Below are 18778 nucleotides of genomic sequence, written 5' to 3'. Positions count from 1 at the left end.
AATGGGGGGGCACCCCATTTATATTAAAGCTATAAGTCAAAGAAATTTTTATCTATTTCATAAATTTCATATGTACTTACCTTTGCAACCCCCATACCATTTTGGACTAAATATTCACATAATTGTTCACCATCAACAAGAGTGATGTTCATGCCTTGTGCTTTTTCCGCACTATTAATTGCCTGTTCGGTAAAACATGAAGATGAAAAAAACACTCCTTTATGAGCTCCTTTTTGGTTCATCGAGCCAATAAACTCTCTAATTTCGCTAGGTGGTACCTTTTTACTATTATATCTTTTAGCTTGGATATATATTTTTTCCAAACCTAATTTATCTTCATTAATAATTCCATCTATGCCCTCATCTCCAGCGCCACCAACAACCTTGCCTGCCTCAGACTCGTGCCACCCATAACCCATTTTTAATAAAAGTGTTACTACAAGTCTCTCAAAGAAAGCTGGGTCCGAAGAATTAATAGCATCAAGCAATTGCTCTTTTATAGTTTTTATGTGCTCAATATACTTCCCATGAATTATCTCTTCTGGTAGCTGATCTTTTGTTACCTTTTCAATTTTAAGAAGGTTAGCATTTGATACTTGCCCCTGCCATAAGTCGTATAATGGCTTTGATTGCCCTACAGGTTTAACCTCAATAAATATTTTTCGTGGTGATGCACTAGGAAAATCAATGCCATAGCAATGTTTTCTAATTTCCCCCCGAACTACTGCCACAGGATCTTTTGCACCAAATGGATAATATTCCTTATTTATGATGCAATCATAAATATCCTTGTGTGACAAAGGTTTTCCATGTTCCTTTAATACTTTTACGATAGCTTCAATAATCGTCATTTAACTAACTCCCAAAATGCACGATCCCGCATCTTCTTAACCCGCTTATCCCCATCCACATACAAGCTATAATGCTTCTCAAGCTGCCGAATCTGCCCCATCAAAGACTCCTGCTCACCTTTATCGTCAACGTTAAACACCGCCTTGATATCTGCATTCCTAATCTCTGACACGCGATGGATCACCCAAGTCAAAATATAGGAAGCATAATTATTTTCCCCTGTCTTGAAGTGAGTAATCTCTTGCGTTGACAGAATCACACCAACACCATACTCACGACCTTCTTTAAGAATCTTCCGCAGGCTGGCAAAATCCTGGCGCATAAAGTTATCGGCTTCATCCACCAGAATCATTTTCGTGAGCTGACGGTAATCTCCTCGTACCACGGGTTTACCGCGCTTTTGCATCTGCGCGTAAAACAGATCCAGCGTGAGTGCGACCACTAGGTTTTGCACTTCTGGCGGGTAACCAGCCAGTTCGATTACGGTGACGCCGCCAATCAATTCGTACAAGCTGGTCATCTTCTCCGGGAGGGTCTCGAATATCTTGTAACGCGCCAGTTTAGAAAGTGCTGCGTAAAGTGAATCTTCTTCAACCTTCTCCTGACCGAGGAAGCGCTGCCATACATCTTCAATCGTCGGAGCAGTGCTTGACCATGTTGTCGGATCTTCCGGCGAGATACCTGCCGCTTCGTAACATTCTAAAATTAAATTTTCTAGTTTGAGCTGCTGCTTATGGCCCAGCCCATAAGCTTTCGCCATTGTTTCCGATAGTCCACCAGCGGTATGGATTGGTAGCATTGGCGTATCGCCAAACAGAGATAAGGGATTGTAAGGCAGCTTAAATAATTTGTACTTTTTGGCCCCCGTAGCGTCAATAAAAGCCTCGTCCACATAGTCTGATTTGTAGTCGAAGATCAGCAAACCAATAGGTTTACCATCAACGTTGCAGGATTGATTACGCATCAATTGTGTCACCAGCGATTTAGTAAACTGGGTTTTACCGGTGCCCATCGTTCCAATAATGCCGGTATTGGTATTCATGAACTTCGCGGTGTTAGTTGGCTCCCAATGTAATGGGTTCTGACGCGCAGCATCATGACCAATCAGGATCTGTAATGGAGTATCGCTATCGCTAAAATCAGGAGCCACCACCGGTACAGCAGGCTTTAACGACTCCGACTCAGGTTCCAAAATGAACTGTTCAGCAGTCGGCGTTGTGACTTCTACCACGACTTCGGATTGTGACGGACTGGCATCACACTCTGGCTTAAGCCGGTATTTTTCCGGCACCCGGTAACGTTCCACCAACGGTGAATCCGCCTGCGCAGCAATCAACGAAGACAGCAGTGAATAAGGGATTTCGATCTGTAAGATATTCTCCGCTGTCTCTTTATAAGAGAGATCGAAGCAGGTTGCGCTGTCTACATGCGCCACGACGAAGCCGTCCGCATAGTCGGCCAACTCACCTAACTGATAGTCACCCGTTAACCACCATTCGCGTCGATCCAGTAAGGGAGCCAGTTTGTTGCTGTCCAGCACACCGTACAGACGCAATTTCTCCACCTGCATCAACACCTGACGAATAAAGAGCGCCCGGTACAATTGTGATGCCAGCGTTTGTGGTTCCAGAATGTCCTGCTGTAAATAACGTTTCAGCTCACGAGCCTGTTGGCCTGCATAGCTGTAGTCAGGCCGCGCCCCGGTTTTAACTTCCAGCGGTAACAGATAGAGGCGGTTTTCTTTGAAACCCACAAAGAGCACATCATCAGAGATAGCGCCGTTACGATAACCCTGTAAATTTCTAGATAAATCGCTCTCTTTCATTTTAAGCCCGACATTGCCGGACACACGGATCATTTCGGCCACCGATAACGGAATCCAGCAAATGTCGGACTGGTGCAACATAGATTGCACAAATTTGTACGCACCTATAATGCCGTGCTTCTCTTTACGCTCTCTTTCATTGGAGCGCAGCATTTTCAGCAGCCATTCGCCGTTAAAGGCATTAAATTCAGCCAGCAAATGCTGGCTATCAACAGCAGGTTGCCCTGACTGGCTTCCGGTCTGGAGCAACCGCAGGAACAAATCAACCTGCTTCGTGACGGTGACGGCATCGTAGCCTGCGCAACTGGTGTACTGGTCAGAATAGTGGATAAGCACCACATCTTTCTGACTGGTGAAAAAGTCGAGAGTGACTTTTGGATCAATAATGGTTGTCCAGAGCGCGCTATTGTAGGAGTAATTGAGCAGCTGTTTAAAATTACCGCTCACAGCCAGGCCGATCCCTTGTCCATGATACTGGCTGTTGCTTTGACGTGCAGGTTGCCACAGGCAGCCGATTAGTCTGGCAAGACGCAGGGCGCTGTAAGACTCAGTATCCACATCACGCAGTCCAAACGCTGTAAAGTAAGCATCCCCCTGCGTTTCGGCACCTTCCCCAGCAATCAACCCATGGCACAATACCCCACTCGACGCATCTTCAATGCGGATCTGGCGGCAATCCACTGGTGCTGTATTGCTGAAAAATGCCAGATGTGCATAGGCCAGCTTGTCGCTTTCTAACGGCAGGACAAACTTGCTGAACGTTAACCGGCTACGCAGCAGGTCAATCAGCATATCGGCTTCCGCCCGCCATAAGCCGCTGTTCAGATCGAGATCGTTTTTAAGCTGCTCGTAGCTACCACTTTCTGCAAAGTGATCGAACATATTGGATTGCAAACGTTCATCGTAGCAGTTCACATGAACCGAAATAGCCTTCTCTTTTTCTTGCTTAAAATATTCTACTAATCCCAGAAACAGTTCTTTGGCGTTCCCTTGATTAATGGCATTGATAATCAACGCACTGTTTTCAGCGCTCTGGAACAACCGGGCGTAAGCGTCCGTGAACTCATTAAGTTTGTCTTTTACCAGACGTTTAACGTAGTCATGGCTGACCTGCCGCTGGGGAACCACATCAATCCAGAAGCGGTTTTCATCCACCGGCTGTAGTTGCGCGTATTCATGCTCACTGTGATAAACAAACGGCACTAACCCGGAAACCATCAAGCGATCAAGAGTGATCGGCGGTAGTGTGGCAAATGATGCCGAATCGTGCTGTTCCGACTCCGCAACGATAGTTTCTGCCAGTTGTAGATGGTAGGCCAGCACCAGAGGATGCAGCGGAGAGAGGCGCTCATGGCTATTATTGCGGCAGAGCCCAAGATGCAGAAGACGTTTCTCATGCGCTGTCAGCGCTCTGCTCAGACCTATTTGCTGGAGTGACTGTTCAAATGTAATAACAATGTTGCTAACTAGTGAGCGATATTCCGCTGACCACGACACCAGACTCGGCAGGGTGTTACGACGATGATAGTAGGCAAATAACTGCTCATAAGCGTTATGGAGATCGGGGTAGCTAGCAAGAAGTTCATCCAGCATAAACTCGCTATCGTCACTTCCCGTACCCAGCAGACGTTGCTCAATTAATGAGGCTTCTATCATCAACAACTGCTGGCGTACGCCGACGACCTTGTGTTCAGTATTATCGAGTATGATGCGCCCTTTAAGTCGGTTCCAGGTTGCATTGCCCTCTTCCTTAAACAATTTGTTGAAACGACTTTGGTCAAAAAGCAGTGGCAGCACTAGCCCTTCTTCTGCTCCCGGTCCCTCTATGTTAAACAACAGACGGGAATCGACAGAAACGATCGCAAACTGAACCAGGTCACTTTGATTTGCCAGCGTATCAAAATTAACCTGAGCATAATGCTGGCAGTCTATGTCTTCGCTCTCGTCATTCAACGTACAGGTCAGGTTGCCAGACTCGGTAATACGCAGCGTGTTATCTTCCAGTTGCAGAGTTATTTGTTCTTTACCGGGCTCAATGCGGTAGCAGTGCTGAATATCATTTAGCCAGAATTGTCCCTGCTCGACCAACAACAGGCGAAATTTATACTCTTCGGCTGAATTATTGCGGTTGGTCAGTTCGAGACTAAAGAAGCAGGGATGCCCATCAAAAGGCACCGACGCCATAATGCGGGAAGTTTTGCCCCCCGCCCGGCTGGTGCGCCAGAAAGGTGCATTCTTTAACTGACGATTATGGGCAATCTTTATCTGGTTACCCTGAAGATCATTACCCTGAAAACTGAACTCCAGCTCAGCCTTTGATTGCCCTGGCTGCACCTGCACCAGCAGGCTGATGTCACGTTTGCCTGCCTTGCTGGCGCTTTTCGCGCGTTGCCAAATCTCGCCGTTTTCGACGAAGACGTTCTCCAGCACAAGTTTTTGTTCACTATTCTGTTCTTTCTCTTTCCTGTAGTCGGAGAAATCGAGCTCACGCCAGTCATCTTTATCATAAAAATGCTCCTGAATGAATTTTGAACTAAACTCAGGAAGCACATTCTCTAGCTGCCCACTGTAGCGTTCAATACTATCTTCTATCTGGCGATATAATTTTCGGTTTTCATTCAGTCGGGTGCGTAGCTGCTTCTGGCTATAGTTCAGTAGTTCATCATCTTTAAACAGATGAAGCTCGGAGAAATCCAGATTGCCATCATCCAGCAAGCGATAAAGCGACGAGAAACCAAACACGGTCGCACCTTCATCCAGTACCGTCGCCAGTTGATCCTCCAGCAAACAGTGGGATAATTCCGAACGTTTACTATCTGTGGTAATGAGCTTTTCCAGTTGATGACTGAAAGTTTGTGGATACCAGATAGCATCCGGTGCAGCCACGTCTTTCGTGCTGTTAATCAGGGTATCGAGCATACTGTTGTGAATAATCAACAGCGCTGTTTGGGAAAAAACGCCGCTGCGCCCTGCAACTTCATCGCGCAAATGAGAAATGTAGTTTTCTGTGAATGCTGGAGCCTCGGCTCCGTGCAGTACAGGAATAAGCTGAACACTATTGCAGGGGAGGCAATCAATATATTGCCCTGGCGAAATTTCCAATTGATTGCCGTCCGCCAGAGAGACGAATGCTTCCCAAAGTTTTAGAGCATTATCGGGATCGGGAGATTTGAACTGGTAGCGCTCGCCGGGCTGAATAATGCCAACTACCCATTCGATAAAGGTTTTTGCCAGATAGGTTTCATACTGTTTTACGGACATACACGGCGTCTCCACTATCACTCATTCGCTCTACATTTCCCATGCGTTCATAAAACGCCACCAGCGTTTGCGCCGACTGGTTGTCCAAATAAAAACCGCGCTGTTCAAAACCACGCAGCAATTCATGCAGGCGGAGTTTGTCATTTTTACCCACAGTGAGATTAGTCAGTAACAGAAGACGATCCTGATTCAGCACCAGCACTTTCCCTGCCCGACCACGGACCTGAATGAAGTCAGTGCAAATCTGGCTTTCCAGCTCCTTAATGTAATTCTTATTTATATCCGCACGGTTAGTTTTTTTATCCTGGAATTGCTCTACGGCAACGGATAATAGCTGTTTGAAAGCACTTTCCAGGTTTGTTGCGCGGTCACGAACAGGAAGATCTCGTTCTTCCTTACTAATAAATTTCTGTATGTAATCATTAATTTCATCTAAAACTTGATTTGGGGCATCCGAATAATTCAAACAATCCTTATATACCTGCCAGAGAGGGCGTTTTTTCTCCCCTTTTACCTGCAACACTTCCAGCGCGGAAAGTATCGGGAACAGTTTTTCGCTCTGGCTGGCGAACAGCTTATAGCCATAACGTTTCACCTTTTCCCGTTCGGAGCTGGCTTTTTCGCTATCAAGAATAAAAAACAGTGATTTGCTTTGTGGTTCGCCGTCCTGCCAGTTGTCCAGATTGAGCGCCAGTTGAGCGCACCAGCTAAAGGCGTACAAACGTAGGGTGTTGGTCAATTCTTGTAAAAGGTATTGTGGGTGCTCCGCCAAAAACGCCAGATCGGACTGAAAACACGTGACCATATACGGAAGATACGGTTGCTCTTCGGCAAACGGTCCTTTACCCAACAGCTTTATTTTTCCATTGAGCTTATTCAGCATTTGCTGCTCGATGAAGTTCAGTCTGTCCTGTATGGGATAACGAAGACTGAAATCTCCTATCAAATTGGCAAACAACGTGCCAAGTCGTTTATCTGCCGTTGAACCAGCACTTATTTTTTCACCCGCAAACTGAGCGTGAAAAAGTAAAAAAAGAGGCGATACACGGAAAATATCCTGGCTAGAAAAATACATCCGTTCTAGCACCGACCAGAATGCAGGCTCATCAAGCATCTCCTGCATATGTGTTTTACAATCTTCACGGAATTGGCTAGGATCGTAGGCTTCGATTTTGCGTTTCAGAGCGTAGCTAAGGGCCAACCCGGTGACGAACTGCCAGCTAATATCGTTGTTCTTATTGCGCACAGGCAGGTAACTATCCAGTAGATTGTTACCCACTTTTAACTCGTTTGCGATAGGGTACATTCTACTAAACCTCCATACTGCTAATAGTGATCATATCGTCATCCGCCTTTGCACGATAAACCCGTTGTCTGCCATCATAAAATTTGATTTCGCTGCTGGATTTAGCCTGCTCCGCGATCAACTCTACAATTTCATCCAGTAACACGATGGCATTTTTATCGTATTTATTCGGACGATAGCCATTATTCAACTTGTCCAATAATTCGAACAAATTAAGCCCGATATGGATATGCGGCAGTGGATTTTGCCCCACCTTTAAATAGACATCGAAGCCAGTTTGATGTGCCGTATGTTTATTACGGATAGCATCCCAATCAGGCTTCACCTCTACCGGTGCGGTTATTTTTATTCCACCAAACTCACCCAAAAAGAACTCTTCTTTTTGCATACTTAATTCAGGTGCTTTGCGGTTGGCATAGTGCTGGATACCCGCGATAAGCTCAAAAGCATAGAAACGATTCAGTGATCTTTTTTGCTCCGGATCTGCTGTGTAATTTCTATGCAAATGCCAGATTTCTGAGTAACGCTCAAACAATGATTCGTTAAAGAACGCGGAAAATCTCCGATGATAATCATTACCCAACGACTCGTGCTGCAATAGCCAGAAAAGACGGATCAAGGAGGTTGCGTCACCGGGCTTAACGCTCTGGCGATCAAACTTAATGTGCAACGGCTCAAGTGCGGCTAAAAAATCATCGAGTTCGGAGTCAACCAGTCCCAGTTCATAGCGCAAAACAAATTGATCAAGTTCATAGGTGTGCAATCTGGCGGGATCAAAATCAGAAACTTTTTTAATCAAATCATTTTCTGCACCGATGAACAGGTTATCAAATAAGTAGCCAGGCCCCATCAACAGATGATGCAGAAAGTCCAGCAGCGTTCGGGTCGTTACAAACTGGTCTTTAATCAACCGCGCTTTAAAGAGCTGTGTAATTAATACATTCTGCACGCCAGACATGCAAAGCAATTTAAAGTTTGCAACCTCTTGTAGATCTGGGTTAATTGATTCCTCGCGCCGAAAAATAAACTGAAAGAAATTATTATCATCATCACGAGTTAAATTATCTAATAAGGACTTAATAAATGATGAATATTGTTTTTTTTCGTCAAACTGGAATTTAGGGTAATGTTCAAAATCAAAAAAAGAACAATTCTCGTTACGGTAAGGACGGCTTGCATCCTGCTGCCCGGATAAAAATGAGTCAATTGCAGACCGGATCATCTTGTGGCATTCAGCGCCTTCTCGAGCAAAGTTAGCGAGCATTCCGGTGTTGATGCCAATGAGCAATGGAGATGACTGCTGATGATGATAAGCAAATAGCTCATTCAAAGCGTCAATGGCTGATTGTCGAGGGGCAAAGCTATGAGTGGCATCCAGATGGAAACTAAATCGCCGCTGATAACGCGGATCTGACTGACAGCGGGTTAAAATTTCGGACTTTCCGTCCCCGCTACTACCGCACAAAAAAATGATTTCGCCGGGTTTAGCAACATCAAGATAGCGTTGCAATTCGGTTTCAATCTCTTGTTTAACAAAGAGTTGTTCCTTCAACTGATCGAACTCATCCTTCTGGCGGTGTGTCACGGTGGTGACGGAAAACGAAGATGACTTCGCAAGTACACCCAACGCTTTACGTAATGTGATTGCGCTCATAACTTCATGTTCTCTAAAGTAGGAATACACCTATTCTATAAAAGCTACCTACTGATATCTATAAGTTCTTTAACGTATTCATTACGTGCAATTTCAACATTGTATATTTTCCTATCCCCTCCCTGTTGGTACATGCATTATCTAACCGAAAATACAATCATCAGCACCAACATGTGTTGGTAGATATACGTTAAAGCCGGTTATTCCTGATTATACATGGATCCTATTCGGGGTCAGGGTCAACCAACCGACATTACTAACTGAAGGTTGTATCTAATCCTGGGGGCAGGTCAAAACCATTAATTTTCTCGATTGTCACAGCGATGTATTAACACAAGCTCGAGTGAAGAAACTGAAATAGCCTATCACAAGCTGGCTCGTAAAGATCGTTTACAACTTAATTCTCACATTAATATACAAATGTTTGCTGTTGAGCTAATTGATGAAAATGGTTCTGTGATTAACCGTAAACTACTTTCTGAGGGTGAAAAAAAAAATTTATGCGATCGCCATTCTTTAAGCTCTAGCAAAAAAATCTGGCCGTGATTTTCCAGTCATTATTGATACACCTCTGGGGAGTTTGGATTCACAACACAGGGATAAATTAATCAATAATTACTTTCCATTTGCTAGCCATCAAGTTGTATTGCTGTCAACTGATAGTGAGGTTGAACAACGTTATTTTGCAAATCAGTTAAAGAACGAAATATCACATTCTTATGAGATCGTTTTTGATGCAAATACCAAATCATCCTCACTCAAGCCTAGTTATTTCCGGGAGCCAAATAAGGAGATAATTTGATTCTCCCAAATAGAATGTTGCTAAGTCGTCAAGCTGAAGATCAGATTAAAAAATTGAAGACCTACACTGGCCTTACACTAAATATTTCTGCTCGCCTTGCATTTTTTCGTTCTGTTGAAAGTGGATTCCGCTATTCACATGAACAAAATACAAAAAAAATAAACGGAAAATTAATTTTGGATAAGATCACTTGGTTGGGCGATGCTTGGCAAGTTACTGAACTAATACTAAAATGCTGTATCCTTAGCTAGAACAAAAGATGCTCATGAAAGCATGGGCATCACATGTTGAGGATGGGATAGCTGCGCTAAGAAATTATAACAGACTTTAACTTGGCACTATAAGTAATATCCCCACAAAACAATTTTTTAGTCAATTAATAAATCTTTAGTGCCTTAGCACTCAAGGTTTTATTAACTCAAGGCCAAACTCTTTTTGGATAGTATCAAATAAAAAATCAGAGTAATTTAGAGAAAATATTTCCTCAACTGCATTACTAACATTTAAAAAAGAAAAACCATTAACTAAAGCATTGGTTTTAATGTCGACCTCAGAATAAAGTGTCATGAGAGTATTTTTGAAATCATTGAAATACGTCCTATTCATTTTCAGCAATCCATGAGTCATCAAATGCTTGTTTCTAACTTTGATATATTCATCAATTTTATTTTTATAGGATTGAGGCACACTGATTATTGTTGATTCAAGTTTTAAGGCATCCCATTTCTTTTTAAAACCCAATGGCTTCACCTTGTTATTATTTGCGCTTGCCTTATCAATAATAACAAACTCATCGTTCCGACCAGAATATGGTTCTATATTACCGACCCCTTCCATAATAAGCAATCCGTCACAAGCCCAATCTAATGAACGAAATAGAAATAAAAAAGATGAAGAAAACATATTAAAATAAGCTTTATATTTAGCGCATACAATCAAGTATGCTGATAAATATTTATAGATAACAGGGAAACCGGCATAAGTACTTAGGTTACCATTGCTGTCATAAAATGAATCTAACATTGTTTTTATTTTATCTTTACGATTTACCGATAAATTCCTCACATACTTTGGAACATTCATATCGTAAATGACACTATTATAAAAACTTATGAGTTCCGATAGCTCTCTAAGTTTCAGTGAGTCTTTATAACTATCTAACCTAAAATTGTCTATATCCGCATCGGTTAAACCAGAACTACCACAAAATACATCCAATTCTCTTATACTGATATTCTCGATAGCTACAATAACATCAAAAGCAAATTTTTTTAAAACTAAATCATCAAATGAATCTCTAATGAGAGTAGCATGCTTAGATAATGAACATTGATAGAACAAATCATTTGATCCATTTTTTTCCTCTAACACAAAACTATCTATGTGATATTTTCTAACTGCTATTTTAGATAACAAGTTTAAATTTTCATCAATTATTCCTATTTGACATTTTGTCATGTCAAAATGAAAACTCAAAATACCAAATATATCTTCTACAGAAATTTTTCTTGAAACAAAAAAATTGATATCAAAACCACCAGGACATACTTCTAAATATTTTTGCGCATCACTTTTATTACCCACAAGAAAAATAACAGATGAGTCAGCAGCAATTATTGCTGCTGATTCTACATCTACAGGATTGACTCTAAGGTCAATTAGATAATCAACTCTGTCATTCTTGTTCATCGGACTCATCTTCATAATTCAAGTAGAAAAAGTCATCAAATCCTAGTTTTGCAATTAAAGCTTTTGCACTTAGCAAAATTTCATCTTTAACAAGGCTTCTAACTAACTCCTCAAATCGGACATTGGCTTCTAACTTAGTCTCTGCATCAGTAGTTGAAAGAATTTCAGAAAACCTTGCATTTTCTGCATCATTTAACTTTCTCTTGTTATCGGCAGTTATATTAAAGCTATGCTTATATCCTTTAGCAAAGGATTTTTCTTTGTCGCTTTTCATTTGAGAAAAGAATGCACTTCCATGTTCTTTACCAATTTTATTTAACTCCGAACAAAGCTCGGTTGAGATAGCGAACATATCCTTCATCTCTCCAATTATGTTTGAGTCACCAAGCAAACTTAGTATTAATCTTTTAAGCTGGTTGACTGCTGACTTATTTGTTTTAATGCGAGCACCATCAAAAATGGTACTTTGCATATAGAATAGTGAAGAGTTGAACATGTCACGTTCTTTATCCATGCATTTGTCTGCTAAATAAATATACATATCAGTCCTTTTTTTCTCGACTATACCTGAATCAATAAATAATTGGCTCAATTCCAAGTATGCTGTTATATATGCCTTTTGAAAAACGGATAAAAAATAAATTCTATTAGTTTTTAACTCTCTTTCAAGAGTGAACCATTCAATTAACCCAGACAAATGCAATTTACATTTACTTTCTATTTCTACGCCTTTTGGGATAGGTATGTTTTTTACAAAATAGTTTTCTAAATGCGAGGAGCACTCAGAATAAATATCTCTCCTCTCTTTTATTTCTCTTGTTTTATCCTGAACTAAAGTTTTGAATAGCTCATAAGAAACCTGGTAAGCTTTAGGTTCAAAAAAGATACGTTTCAAACCATCGACAAGAGATTCATTGATTTTTCCTTTCAACCAGCTTTTAGGTATCGATTGAAAATCTCTCCATGGAAATTCACTTGATACACCATGGTCATTTGAATCACTCTCACTATTAAATACCGGAGCGTCTTTGATGGATAGAAATTTGAACAAATTGGATAAAGCATTTTTATTTCTTGAAAAATATTCTTCTAAAACTGAGTAAATAACACCAATACTAGTTATCGAATGTTTTCTTGATATTGTCTTCGATTCTTTATGGTTTTTTGTATTCCACTCGATTACTGCTAAACCAATTTCCTCGTACTTATCATCATGAAGTATCGATGCGCAAAACTCTCTACAAATTATAGAGCCTAAGTTATCATCTGATAATAAGGTCAGGTAATGCCCACTAACCTTTTCAACCGTTGAATTTATATCAACAAAAAGTTTCCTCAAGACGCTTGGTACATCTAAAATATCTTGATTTTCTATTTTATTTTCCAATGTCGATAGAGGAGAGTAAATAATGCAAACTGGAATTGATACGTTACTGACACGTTTTTTCTCAAACCTCCTTAAATGTTCAAGCGCAAATAATCTATGCTGACCATCAATAACGACCAATCGTCCTCCCTTTCCAGAAGATGGTCTAAATACATCCAGCGTGGCATTTTTTAAATCTATCTTTTCAGGACCATCAATATTAAACTCAGCACCATTTACTGCATCAATATAATTCTTTACCTTAAACAGCCCTTCCCACTCCCGAGTGATTGTACCACCAAATGGGTCATTTTCTTTCTGTATAACCATGTCAGGATAATAACTTTGTATCTTATTATCATCATCAACTTCAATAATAGAAACAATTAAAGGTGGTAGAAATACAACACCTTTAATTTCATCATTCTCAGGGGCGAGATAATTACAAATTTCTTTTCTAGCCCTGTCTTCATCAATATCCCTTTGAATCAACGCATCAAAATCTTTTTTATTTTCCTGTATATCTCTGGCAAATGACAAATTGATTATGTCATCTATTTTTATTGAAGTCATTATGAATTCAAGAGGTTGTGAACTATTAGGTGCAAAATACCCTATAGCACCTGAACTACTGAAATTGTAGTTTGCTTTATTTACCTGTCGATAGTCTCTGGTCATTACATGCCTCCTTAATCATTGTCATAATAGCTTCCAGTGCTAAGTGGCATAAAGCAATAACATCTGAAAACCATATGCAAGCGCGCTACTGAATTCAAACTAGATTACAGAGTATTTAACCAAAAAAAATAAAAATGTCAACATAAAAGCATACTCTCATGAATAAAAAAAATACACCCATAGGCATTGTGCGTTTCCATCATGATACTTCTGTTGTATATAATTATAAATTAGTGCGGAGCATTAAATTAACAATATCGTAATGCCCATAAAACTCAATAAGTAAAAAATCTCTTGATGCTTTTATATCACCCCCTAATTAATGATGGGTATAAGTGAAGGCTGCATTTATCTTACATTTAAAAAACATCCAATTCTATAACCAATAAGCCAGATGACAATTAACACAAGTACATTTGCTTTCAATTATTATCTATTCTCATTTCAATCTACAAAATGGAATTAATAACTCTAATGTTAAAATTAACTACTCAAGTATCAGATATTGGAAAACCCATATGGATTAATAGTCCCTCCCCGATTAGCACCCAGGTAATCTGCCCACCACAGCAGCATTAACCTGCGCTCCCCTAGATGCTCCGCCTTGTGGATGTAGGCTGTCCGCACAGAGCTACGTTCCTGATGGCTCATCTACCGCGCCACATTATCCCCCGACCACAATCCTTGCTCAATCAGTGAATTACAATCCATCGTCCTGAATCTTGCCCTCTGACTTCAGTTTTCATGTTACAACCCATCATTCTTAACGCACTGTTTACCGTATTTCCACTCATGGGCTTACGCGGACCGGGATTGCCAATAAAAATCGGCTCATAAGACCAGACGCGAATTGACACTTTTTATTCAAACGATCTTACGAAGCTCAATACCATTTATCTTTCCTAAACCATCCACAAAACCCCCATACCACTGCAGCATCTCCCTTCTCTGCTCAAGATACTGCGCATGGTTATAAGTCCCGCGGATGGTGTTCTTGTCCACGTGCGCCAACTGCAACTCAATCCATGCCGTGTTATATCCCTGCTCATGCAAAATGGTACTCATCGTGTGTCGGAATCCATGCCCAGTTGCCTTCCCGTGATATCCAATTCGCTTCAATACTTGGTTAATACTCGCTTCACTCATTGGCTTGGTGATGTCATTGCGCCCCGGAAATACCAACGAATAACGCCCTGTAACCGCTTGGATCTCGCGCAATGCCTCAACTACCTGAGTTGATAACGGCACCATATGTGGCCGCCGCATCTTCATGCGTTCTTTTGGCAATTCCCAAATCGCTTTATCAAGGTCGAACTCCTTCCACTCAGCTAGGCGTAACTCAATGGTGCGCACACCGGTTAGCATCAGAATACGCGTTGCAAGACGAGTAATTGGGCTGCCCGAATAGCCTTCTAACGCCTGCAAGAACTCAGGCAACTCATCAGCGAGTAAATGTGGGAAATGTTGAGGTTTTGGGGTAGCTAACGCACTAGCTAGATCGGCGACTGGATTTATCTCCGCCCTGCCCGTCACGATGGCATAGGTAAACACCTGCTTGCAGGCTTGCCGGATCTTACGCAGTTTATCCAACACGCCTCGCTTCTCTAACTTACGCAGCGTCGTCAGCATCTCCAGCGGTTTGATTTCAGCGATGGGACGTTTGCCAAGATCTGGAAAGATGTCATTCTCCAACGCTTCCATTAGGTCATCGGCATAACCCTTTGACCATCCTGGACGTTTGTACTCATGCCATTCAAGAGCAAGCGCTTTGAAGTTATTCTCAATCGCAATCTTACGAGTTTGCTTATCAACCTTTTTCTGCTCGCTCGGATCGATGCCGTTAGCAATCTTCCTCTTAGCTTCATCACGACGTTGTCTGGCTTCGGAAAGTGAGATCTCAGGATAAACACCTAGCGCCAATGTTTTCTGTTTGCCATCAAAGCGATACTGCAAGCGCCAGTATTTCGAACCGTTCGGATGCACCATCAAATGCATCCCTTCTCCATCTGTAAGTTTGAAAGCCTTATCGGTAGGCTTCGCACTTCTGACTTTTACATCTGTTAGCGCCATTAGCTACTCTCCATCACTGGATGTTGGTACAAAAAGTCATTGAACGGGGCTGTACCAACACATATACCAACAAAGATTACTTGATGTGGGTTTATGTCGATAGACTTGGGTTGAATCTGAATACCTGATATAGCGCTAATTTACTGAATTTCAGGCATAAAAAAAGACGTCGGTTGACGTCTCTTGATTTGAATTTGGTACGCCCTACAGGATTCGAACCTGTGACCTACGGCTTAGAAGGCCGGTGCTCTATCCAACTGAGCTAAGGGCGCATGGAGATGGCACGGATTATACGTCGGGAAGCGGGTACGTCAACGTTTTTGCCGTTTCTCCGCAGCGAAGTGCTGCGGTAATGACCAATTGGCGTCAGTGACGCCTGCGCCATTCGCTGAGCGACACGAGTTTACTATTGTCGGTAAATTCTCCTTCCAGCTCAATCCCTTGTGTTGTAAAACGCGCATTGTATTGCTCACGAAGTGCATGCAGCGCCTGGATGTCCGGTTCCAGCTGGCGCAGAAAGCCCAGCGCGAGCAGCAGCTGCTGGCGGCTAATAAGCGGTGGAAAACCGGCACGACTGAGAATCGCATGCCAGCGCTGGCTGTTCTCCTCGCTGCCGTCAACAATGAACACCTGCCAGATCAGCAGTACCGCTGCGCCATTATGCAGATGCGTTTCATTATCCTTGCTGAGATAGTCGGTAAACTCTTTCGCCGCCTCTTTCCCCATCATTGAGATCATTGATTCCACCTGTACCGGTGGCAGCTGCAGCCGTTTGCTGAGCCGCTGAGCGGCATGGCGTGAGCCAGCGGTGAGCAGCTGAAATCCAGCGACAAACACCACCGCCAGAGTAGCAAGTATTATCCAAATCATTACATCGTCCCCGGATTGTCCTGCAGATATCATACGCATGCAGGCTGGCACTCGTCGCGACGAAAAAGCCGGAAAGCACATACGCGGCTGAAACTGTAACTGACAGCGCGCCGCGCTTCTGACAAAATACCCCCCTTCCCCGATTCAACACAACACAGTGGATTTCCTCTCTGATGGCAGCAAAAATTATTGACGGTAAAACGATTGCGCAGCAGGTGCGCGTTGAGGTTGCGGAAAAAGTGAAGCAGCGCCTGGCCGCCGGAAAACGCGCGCCAGGTCTGGCAGTGGTTCTGGTGGGTGAAAACCCGGCATCGCAGATCTACGTGGCCAGCAAACGCCGCGCCTGTGAAGAGGTCGGTTTCCACTCCCGCTCTTACGATCTGCCTGCCACAACCCGCGAAGCTGAGCTGCTGGAGCTGATTGATGCGCTCAATCAGGACGACGAAATCGATGGCATCCTGGTGCAGCTGCCACTGCCAGCCGGCATTGATAACGTCAAAGTGCTGGAGCGCATCACGCCTGATAAAGATGTCGATGGATTCCACCCTTATAACGTCGGTCGCCTCTGTCAGCGTGCGCCAACCCTGCGTCCCTGCACGCCACGCGGTATCGTGACGCTGCTGGAGCGCTACAACATTGACACCTACGGCCTGAATGCCGTGGTGGTTGGCGCATCCAACATTGTTGGTCGTCCGATGAGTATGGAACTGCTGCTGGCGGGCTGCACCACGACCGTCACTCATCGCTTTACCAAAGATCTGCGCCATCACGTTGAGCATGCCGATCTGCTGGTCGTTGCAGTGGGTAAGCCAGGGTTTATTCCGGGTGACTGGATCAAACCGGGCGCCATCGTCATCGACGTGGGCATTAACCGGCTGGAGAGCGGCAAAGTGGTGGGCGATGTTGATTTTGATAGTGCATCCGAGCGCGCTTCCTACATCACTCCGGTGCCGGGCGGTGTTGGCCCGATGACAGTAGCTACACTGATTCAAAACACGCTGCAGGCGTGCGAAGAGTTTCATGATAAAGAGGTGGTTTAAATGACAAGTTTTTCACTGGGTAAATTCCCGCACGTCGATCTGTGTGACCTGCTGAAACTGGAAGGCTGGGTTCAGAGCGGCGCACAGGCGAAAGTCGTGATTGCCGAGGGTGAAGTGAAGGTCAACGGTGCGGTAGAAACCCGCAAGCGCTGCAAAATCGTAGCCGGTCAGACCGTAGAATTCGCGGGTTTCCGCATTACTGTGGTCGAGTGATTTCCGGGCGTCCCTGCGGGGACGCTGTTACACCCGCTCATCTCCCTTCACGCACGTCTCCCCTTCCCGCTGTTCCAGTGCAATATGATTCACCGCCGTATGCTGCGCTATCAACGTCGCGAGCCGGGGTGAATGGCTGGTGATCCAGAGCTGACTGAACTCGCTGGCTTCGGCGATTAAGCGCGCCAGCGCAGGCAACAGATCTTCATGCAGGCTGTTTTCCGGCTCATTCAGTGCCATAAAGGCCGGCGGACGCGGGCTGAGCAGTGCGACAACCAGACAGAGAAACCGCAGCGTGCCATCAGAAAACTCGGCGCTCTCCAGCGAACGCAGAATGCCCTGGCGCGACATCAGCATCTGGAAACGGCCATTCTGCACATCGACATCAAACTGGCTGTCGGGAAAAGCCTGTTCCATCACCTCAGACAGGAGTTCGGAATGACCGCGCTCAACAATGGTCGCCCAGGCCGCCGCCAGATTACTGCCATCATGGCTCAGCACCGGCGCACGCACGCCAATCTGCGGTGCCCGTATCGGTGAGCCAGGCCAGACGGCGAACTCATGGTAGAAGCGCCACTGCTGCAGACGTTCGCGCAACTGCGAAAGCTCCGGATAGCGATGGGGTTCGCCAAGCTGACCAAACAGCGACTCTTCGGGATGCAGCACCGCCGGATAGGCGACGCGCTCGCCCTCAACGTTGTGCAGAAAGGCGGTCTGATTTTCGCGCTGCATAATACAGGCGGAAGGACGGCGCTGCTGACCGCTCAGCCAGAGTCGCTCCTGCTTCACCAGCGGATCGAGATTAAACAGGCTGGTCACCAGCGGCTCGGGAAAGCCAATCTCCAGCTGGTAATCCATGTCATCCATCACCACGGCCAGCTCCAGCCGCTTTGGATCGTGTCGGCGATCGCCCCGGCGTAAGCCGCCCGCCCACATCGCTTTCTGAATGCCGCCTTCTTCAGCCAGCGCCAGTGCCAGGCGACCGCTGGCCGCCTCATGCAGCAGCCGCACCGCTTTGTAGAGGTTGGATTTACCGCAGCCGTTGGGACCGCTCACCACATTCAGCTGCTGCAGCGACAGCGTCAGGTTACGTATCGAGCGGAAGCCGCGGATCTGAATCTGTTCAATCGCCATAATAAAAAAGGGCGATTG

11 protein-coding genes, 1 tRNA gene and 3 pseudogenes are annotated in these 18778 nt (G+C 44.2%); 4 read left to right on the top strand and 11 right to left on the bottom strand.

All coding sequences use genetic code 11. The annotated features are described in order from the left end of the window. Positions 1-29: 29 nt before the first annotated feature. From HFD95_RS04160 to dptF, 4 genes are read right to left on the bottom strand one after another with little or no spacing between them, the layout of a single operon-like run. Entirely contained in the window at positions 30-851 is an 822-nt protein-coding gene (locus tag HFD95_RS04160; RefSeq protein WP_167429862.1) for a restriction endonuclease, read from the bottom strand. Then, positions 848-5938, bottom strand: coding sequence for a DNA phosphorothioation-dependent restriction protein DptH (gene dptH / locus HFD95_RS04155; RefSeq protein WP_167429861.1), 5091 nt, complete (start codon positions 5936-5938; stop codon positions 848-850). The genes HFD95_RS04160 and dptH overlap by 4 nt, the downstream gene beginning before the upstream one ends. Beyond that, on the bottom strand, positions 5919-7244 hold the full coding sequence (gene dptG, locus HFD95_RS04150; RefSeq protein WP_167429860.1) for a DNA phosphorothioation-dependent restriction protein DptG: 1326 nt from the start codon (positions 7242-7244) through the stop codon (positions 5919-5921). Before dptG ends, dptH begins: the two co-directional genes overlap by 20 nt. A 4-nt stretch (positions 7245-7248) precedes the next feature. Continuing rightward, positions 7249-8898, bottom strand: a complete 1650-nt coding sequence (gene dptF / locus HFD95_RS04145) for a DNA phosphorothioation-dependent restriction protein DptF (RefSeq protein WP_167429859.1) — start codon at positions 8896-8898, stop codon at positions 7249-7251. Between the two features lie 292 nt (positions 8899-9190). Here dptF and HFD95_RS04140 point away from each other — a divergent pair. Together HFD95_RS04140 and dndE are read left to right on the top strand one after the other, a co-directional pair. Then, positions 9191-9700, top strand: a pseudogene (locus HFD95_RS04140) (DNA sulfur modification protein DndD); the annotation flags it as partial. Beyond that, positions 9700-10031 (top strand): annotated as a pseudogene (gene dndE, locus HFD95_RS04135) (DNA sulfur modification protein DndE). The pseudogenes HFD95_RS04140 and dndE, both read left to right, overlap by 1 nt. Before the next feature lie 71 nt (positions 10032-10102). Here dndE and HFD95_RS04130 read toward each other — a convergent pair. From HFD95_RS04130 to HFD95_RS04105, 6 genes and pseudogenes are all read right to left on the bottom strand, one after another. Further along, positions 10103-11389, bottom strand: coding sequence for a hypothetical protein (locus tag HFD95_RS04130; RefSeq protein WP_167429858.1), 1287 nt, complete (start codon positions 11387-11389; stop codon positions 10103-10105). Continuing rightward, a complete protein-coding gene (locus HFD95_RS04125) occupies positions 11376-13433 on the bottom strand; it encodes a hypothetical protein (protein ID WP_167429857.1) in 2058 nt (685 codons plus the stop codon). Before HFD95_RS04125 ends, HFD95_RS04130 begins: the two co-directional genes overlap by 14 nt. A 498-nt stretch (positions 13434-13931) precedes the next feature. Beyond that, positions 13932-14269, bottom strand: a pseudogene (locus HFD95_RS22030) (integrase); the annotation flags it as partial. Positions 14270-14297: 28 nt separating this feature from the next. Beyond that, positions 14298-15503, bottom strand: coding sequence for an integrase arm-type DNA-binding domain-containing protein (locus HFD95_RS04115; protein WP_167429856.1), 1206 nt, complete (start codon positions 15501-15503; stop codon positions 14298-14300). A gap of 195 nt (positions 15504-15698) precedes the next feature. Further along, positions 15699-15775: transfer RNA gene (locus HFD95_RS04110), tRNA-Arg, on the bottom strand. Positions 15776-15869: 94 nt separating this feature from the next. Beyond that, the gene (locus tag HFD95_RS04105; protein ID WP_010259047.1) at positions 15870-16373 is read right to left on the bottom strand and encodes a DUF1198 family protein; all 504 of its coding nucleotides are present in this window, start codon (positions 16371-16373) and stop codon (positions 15870-15872) included. Between the two features lie 173 nt (positions 16374-16546). On the opposite strand from HFD95_RS04105, the gene folD reads away from it, so the two are divergent. Together folD and ybcJ are read left to right on the top strand one after the other, a co-directional pair. Next, positions 16547-17413, top strand: a complete 867-nt coding sequence (gene folD, locus HFD95_RS04100) for a bifunctional methylenetetrahydrofolate dehydrogenase/methenyltetrahydrofolate cyclohydrolase FolD (RefSeq protein WP_010671240.1) — start codon at positions 16547-16549, stop codon at positions 17411-17413. Continuing rightward, positions 17414-17626, top strand: coding sequence for a ribosome-associated protein YbcJ (gene ybcJ / locus HFD95_RS04095; RefSeq protein ID WP_003849455.1), 213 nt, complete (start codon positions 17414-17416; stop codon positions 17624-17626). Positions 17627-17653: 27 nt separating this feature from the next. Here the strand turns inward: ybcJ and HFD95_RS04090 are convergent, their stop codons facing one another. Beyond that, positions 17654-18760, bottom strand: coding sequence for an AAA family ATPase (locus HFD95_RS04090; protein WP_167429855.1), 1107 nt, complete (start codon positions 18758-18760; stop codon positions 17654-17656). Positions 18761-18778: the final 18 nt, after the last annotated feature.

Source organism: Pantoea sp. EKM10T, from assembly GCF_011800685.1.
Classification (GTDB): Bacteria; Pseudomonadota; Gammaproteobacteria; order Enterobacterales; family Enterobacteriaceae; genus Pantoea; species Pantoea agglomerans.
Note: the sequence above shows the minus strand (reverse complement) of the source record. Positions and strands in the feature narration are given on the sequence as shown.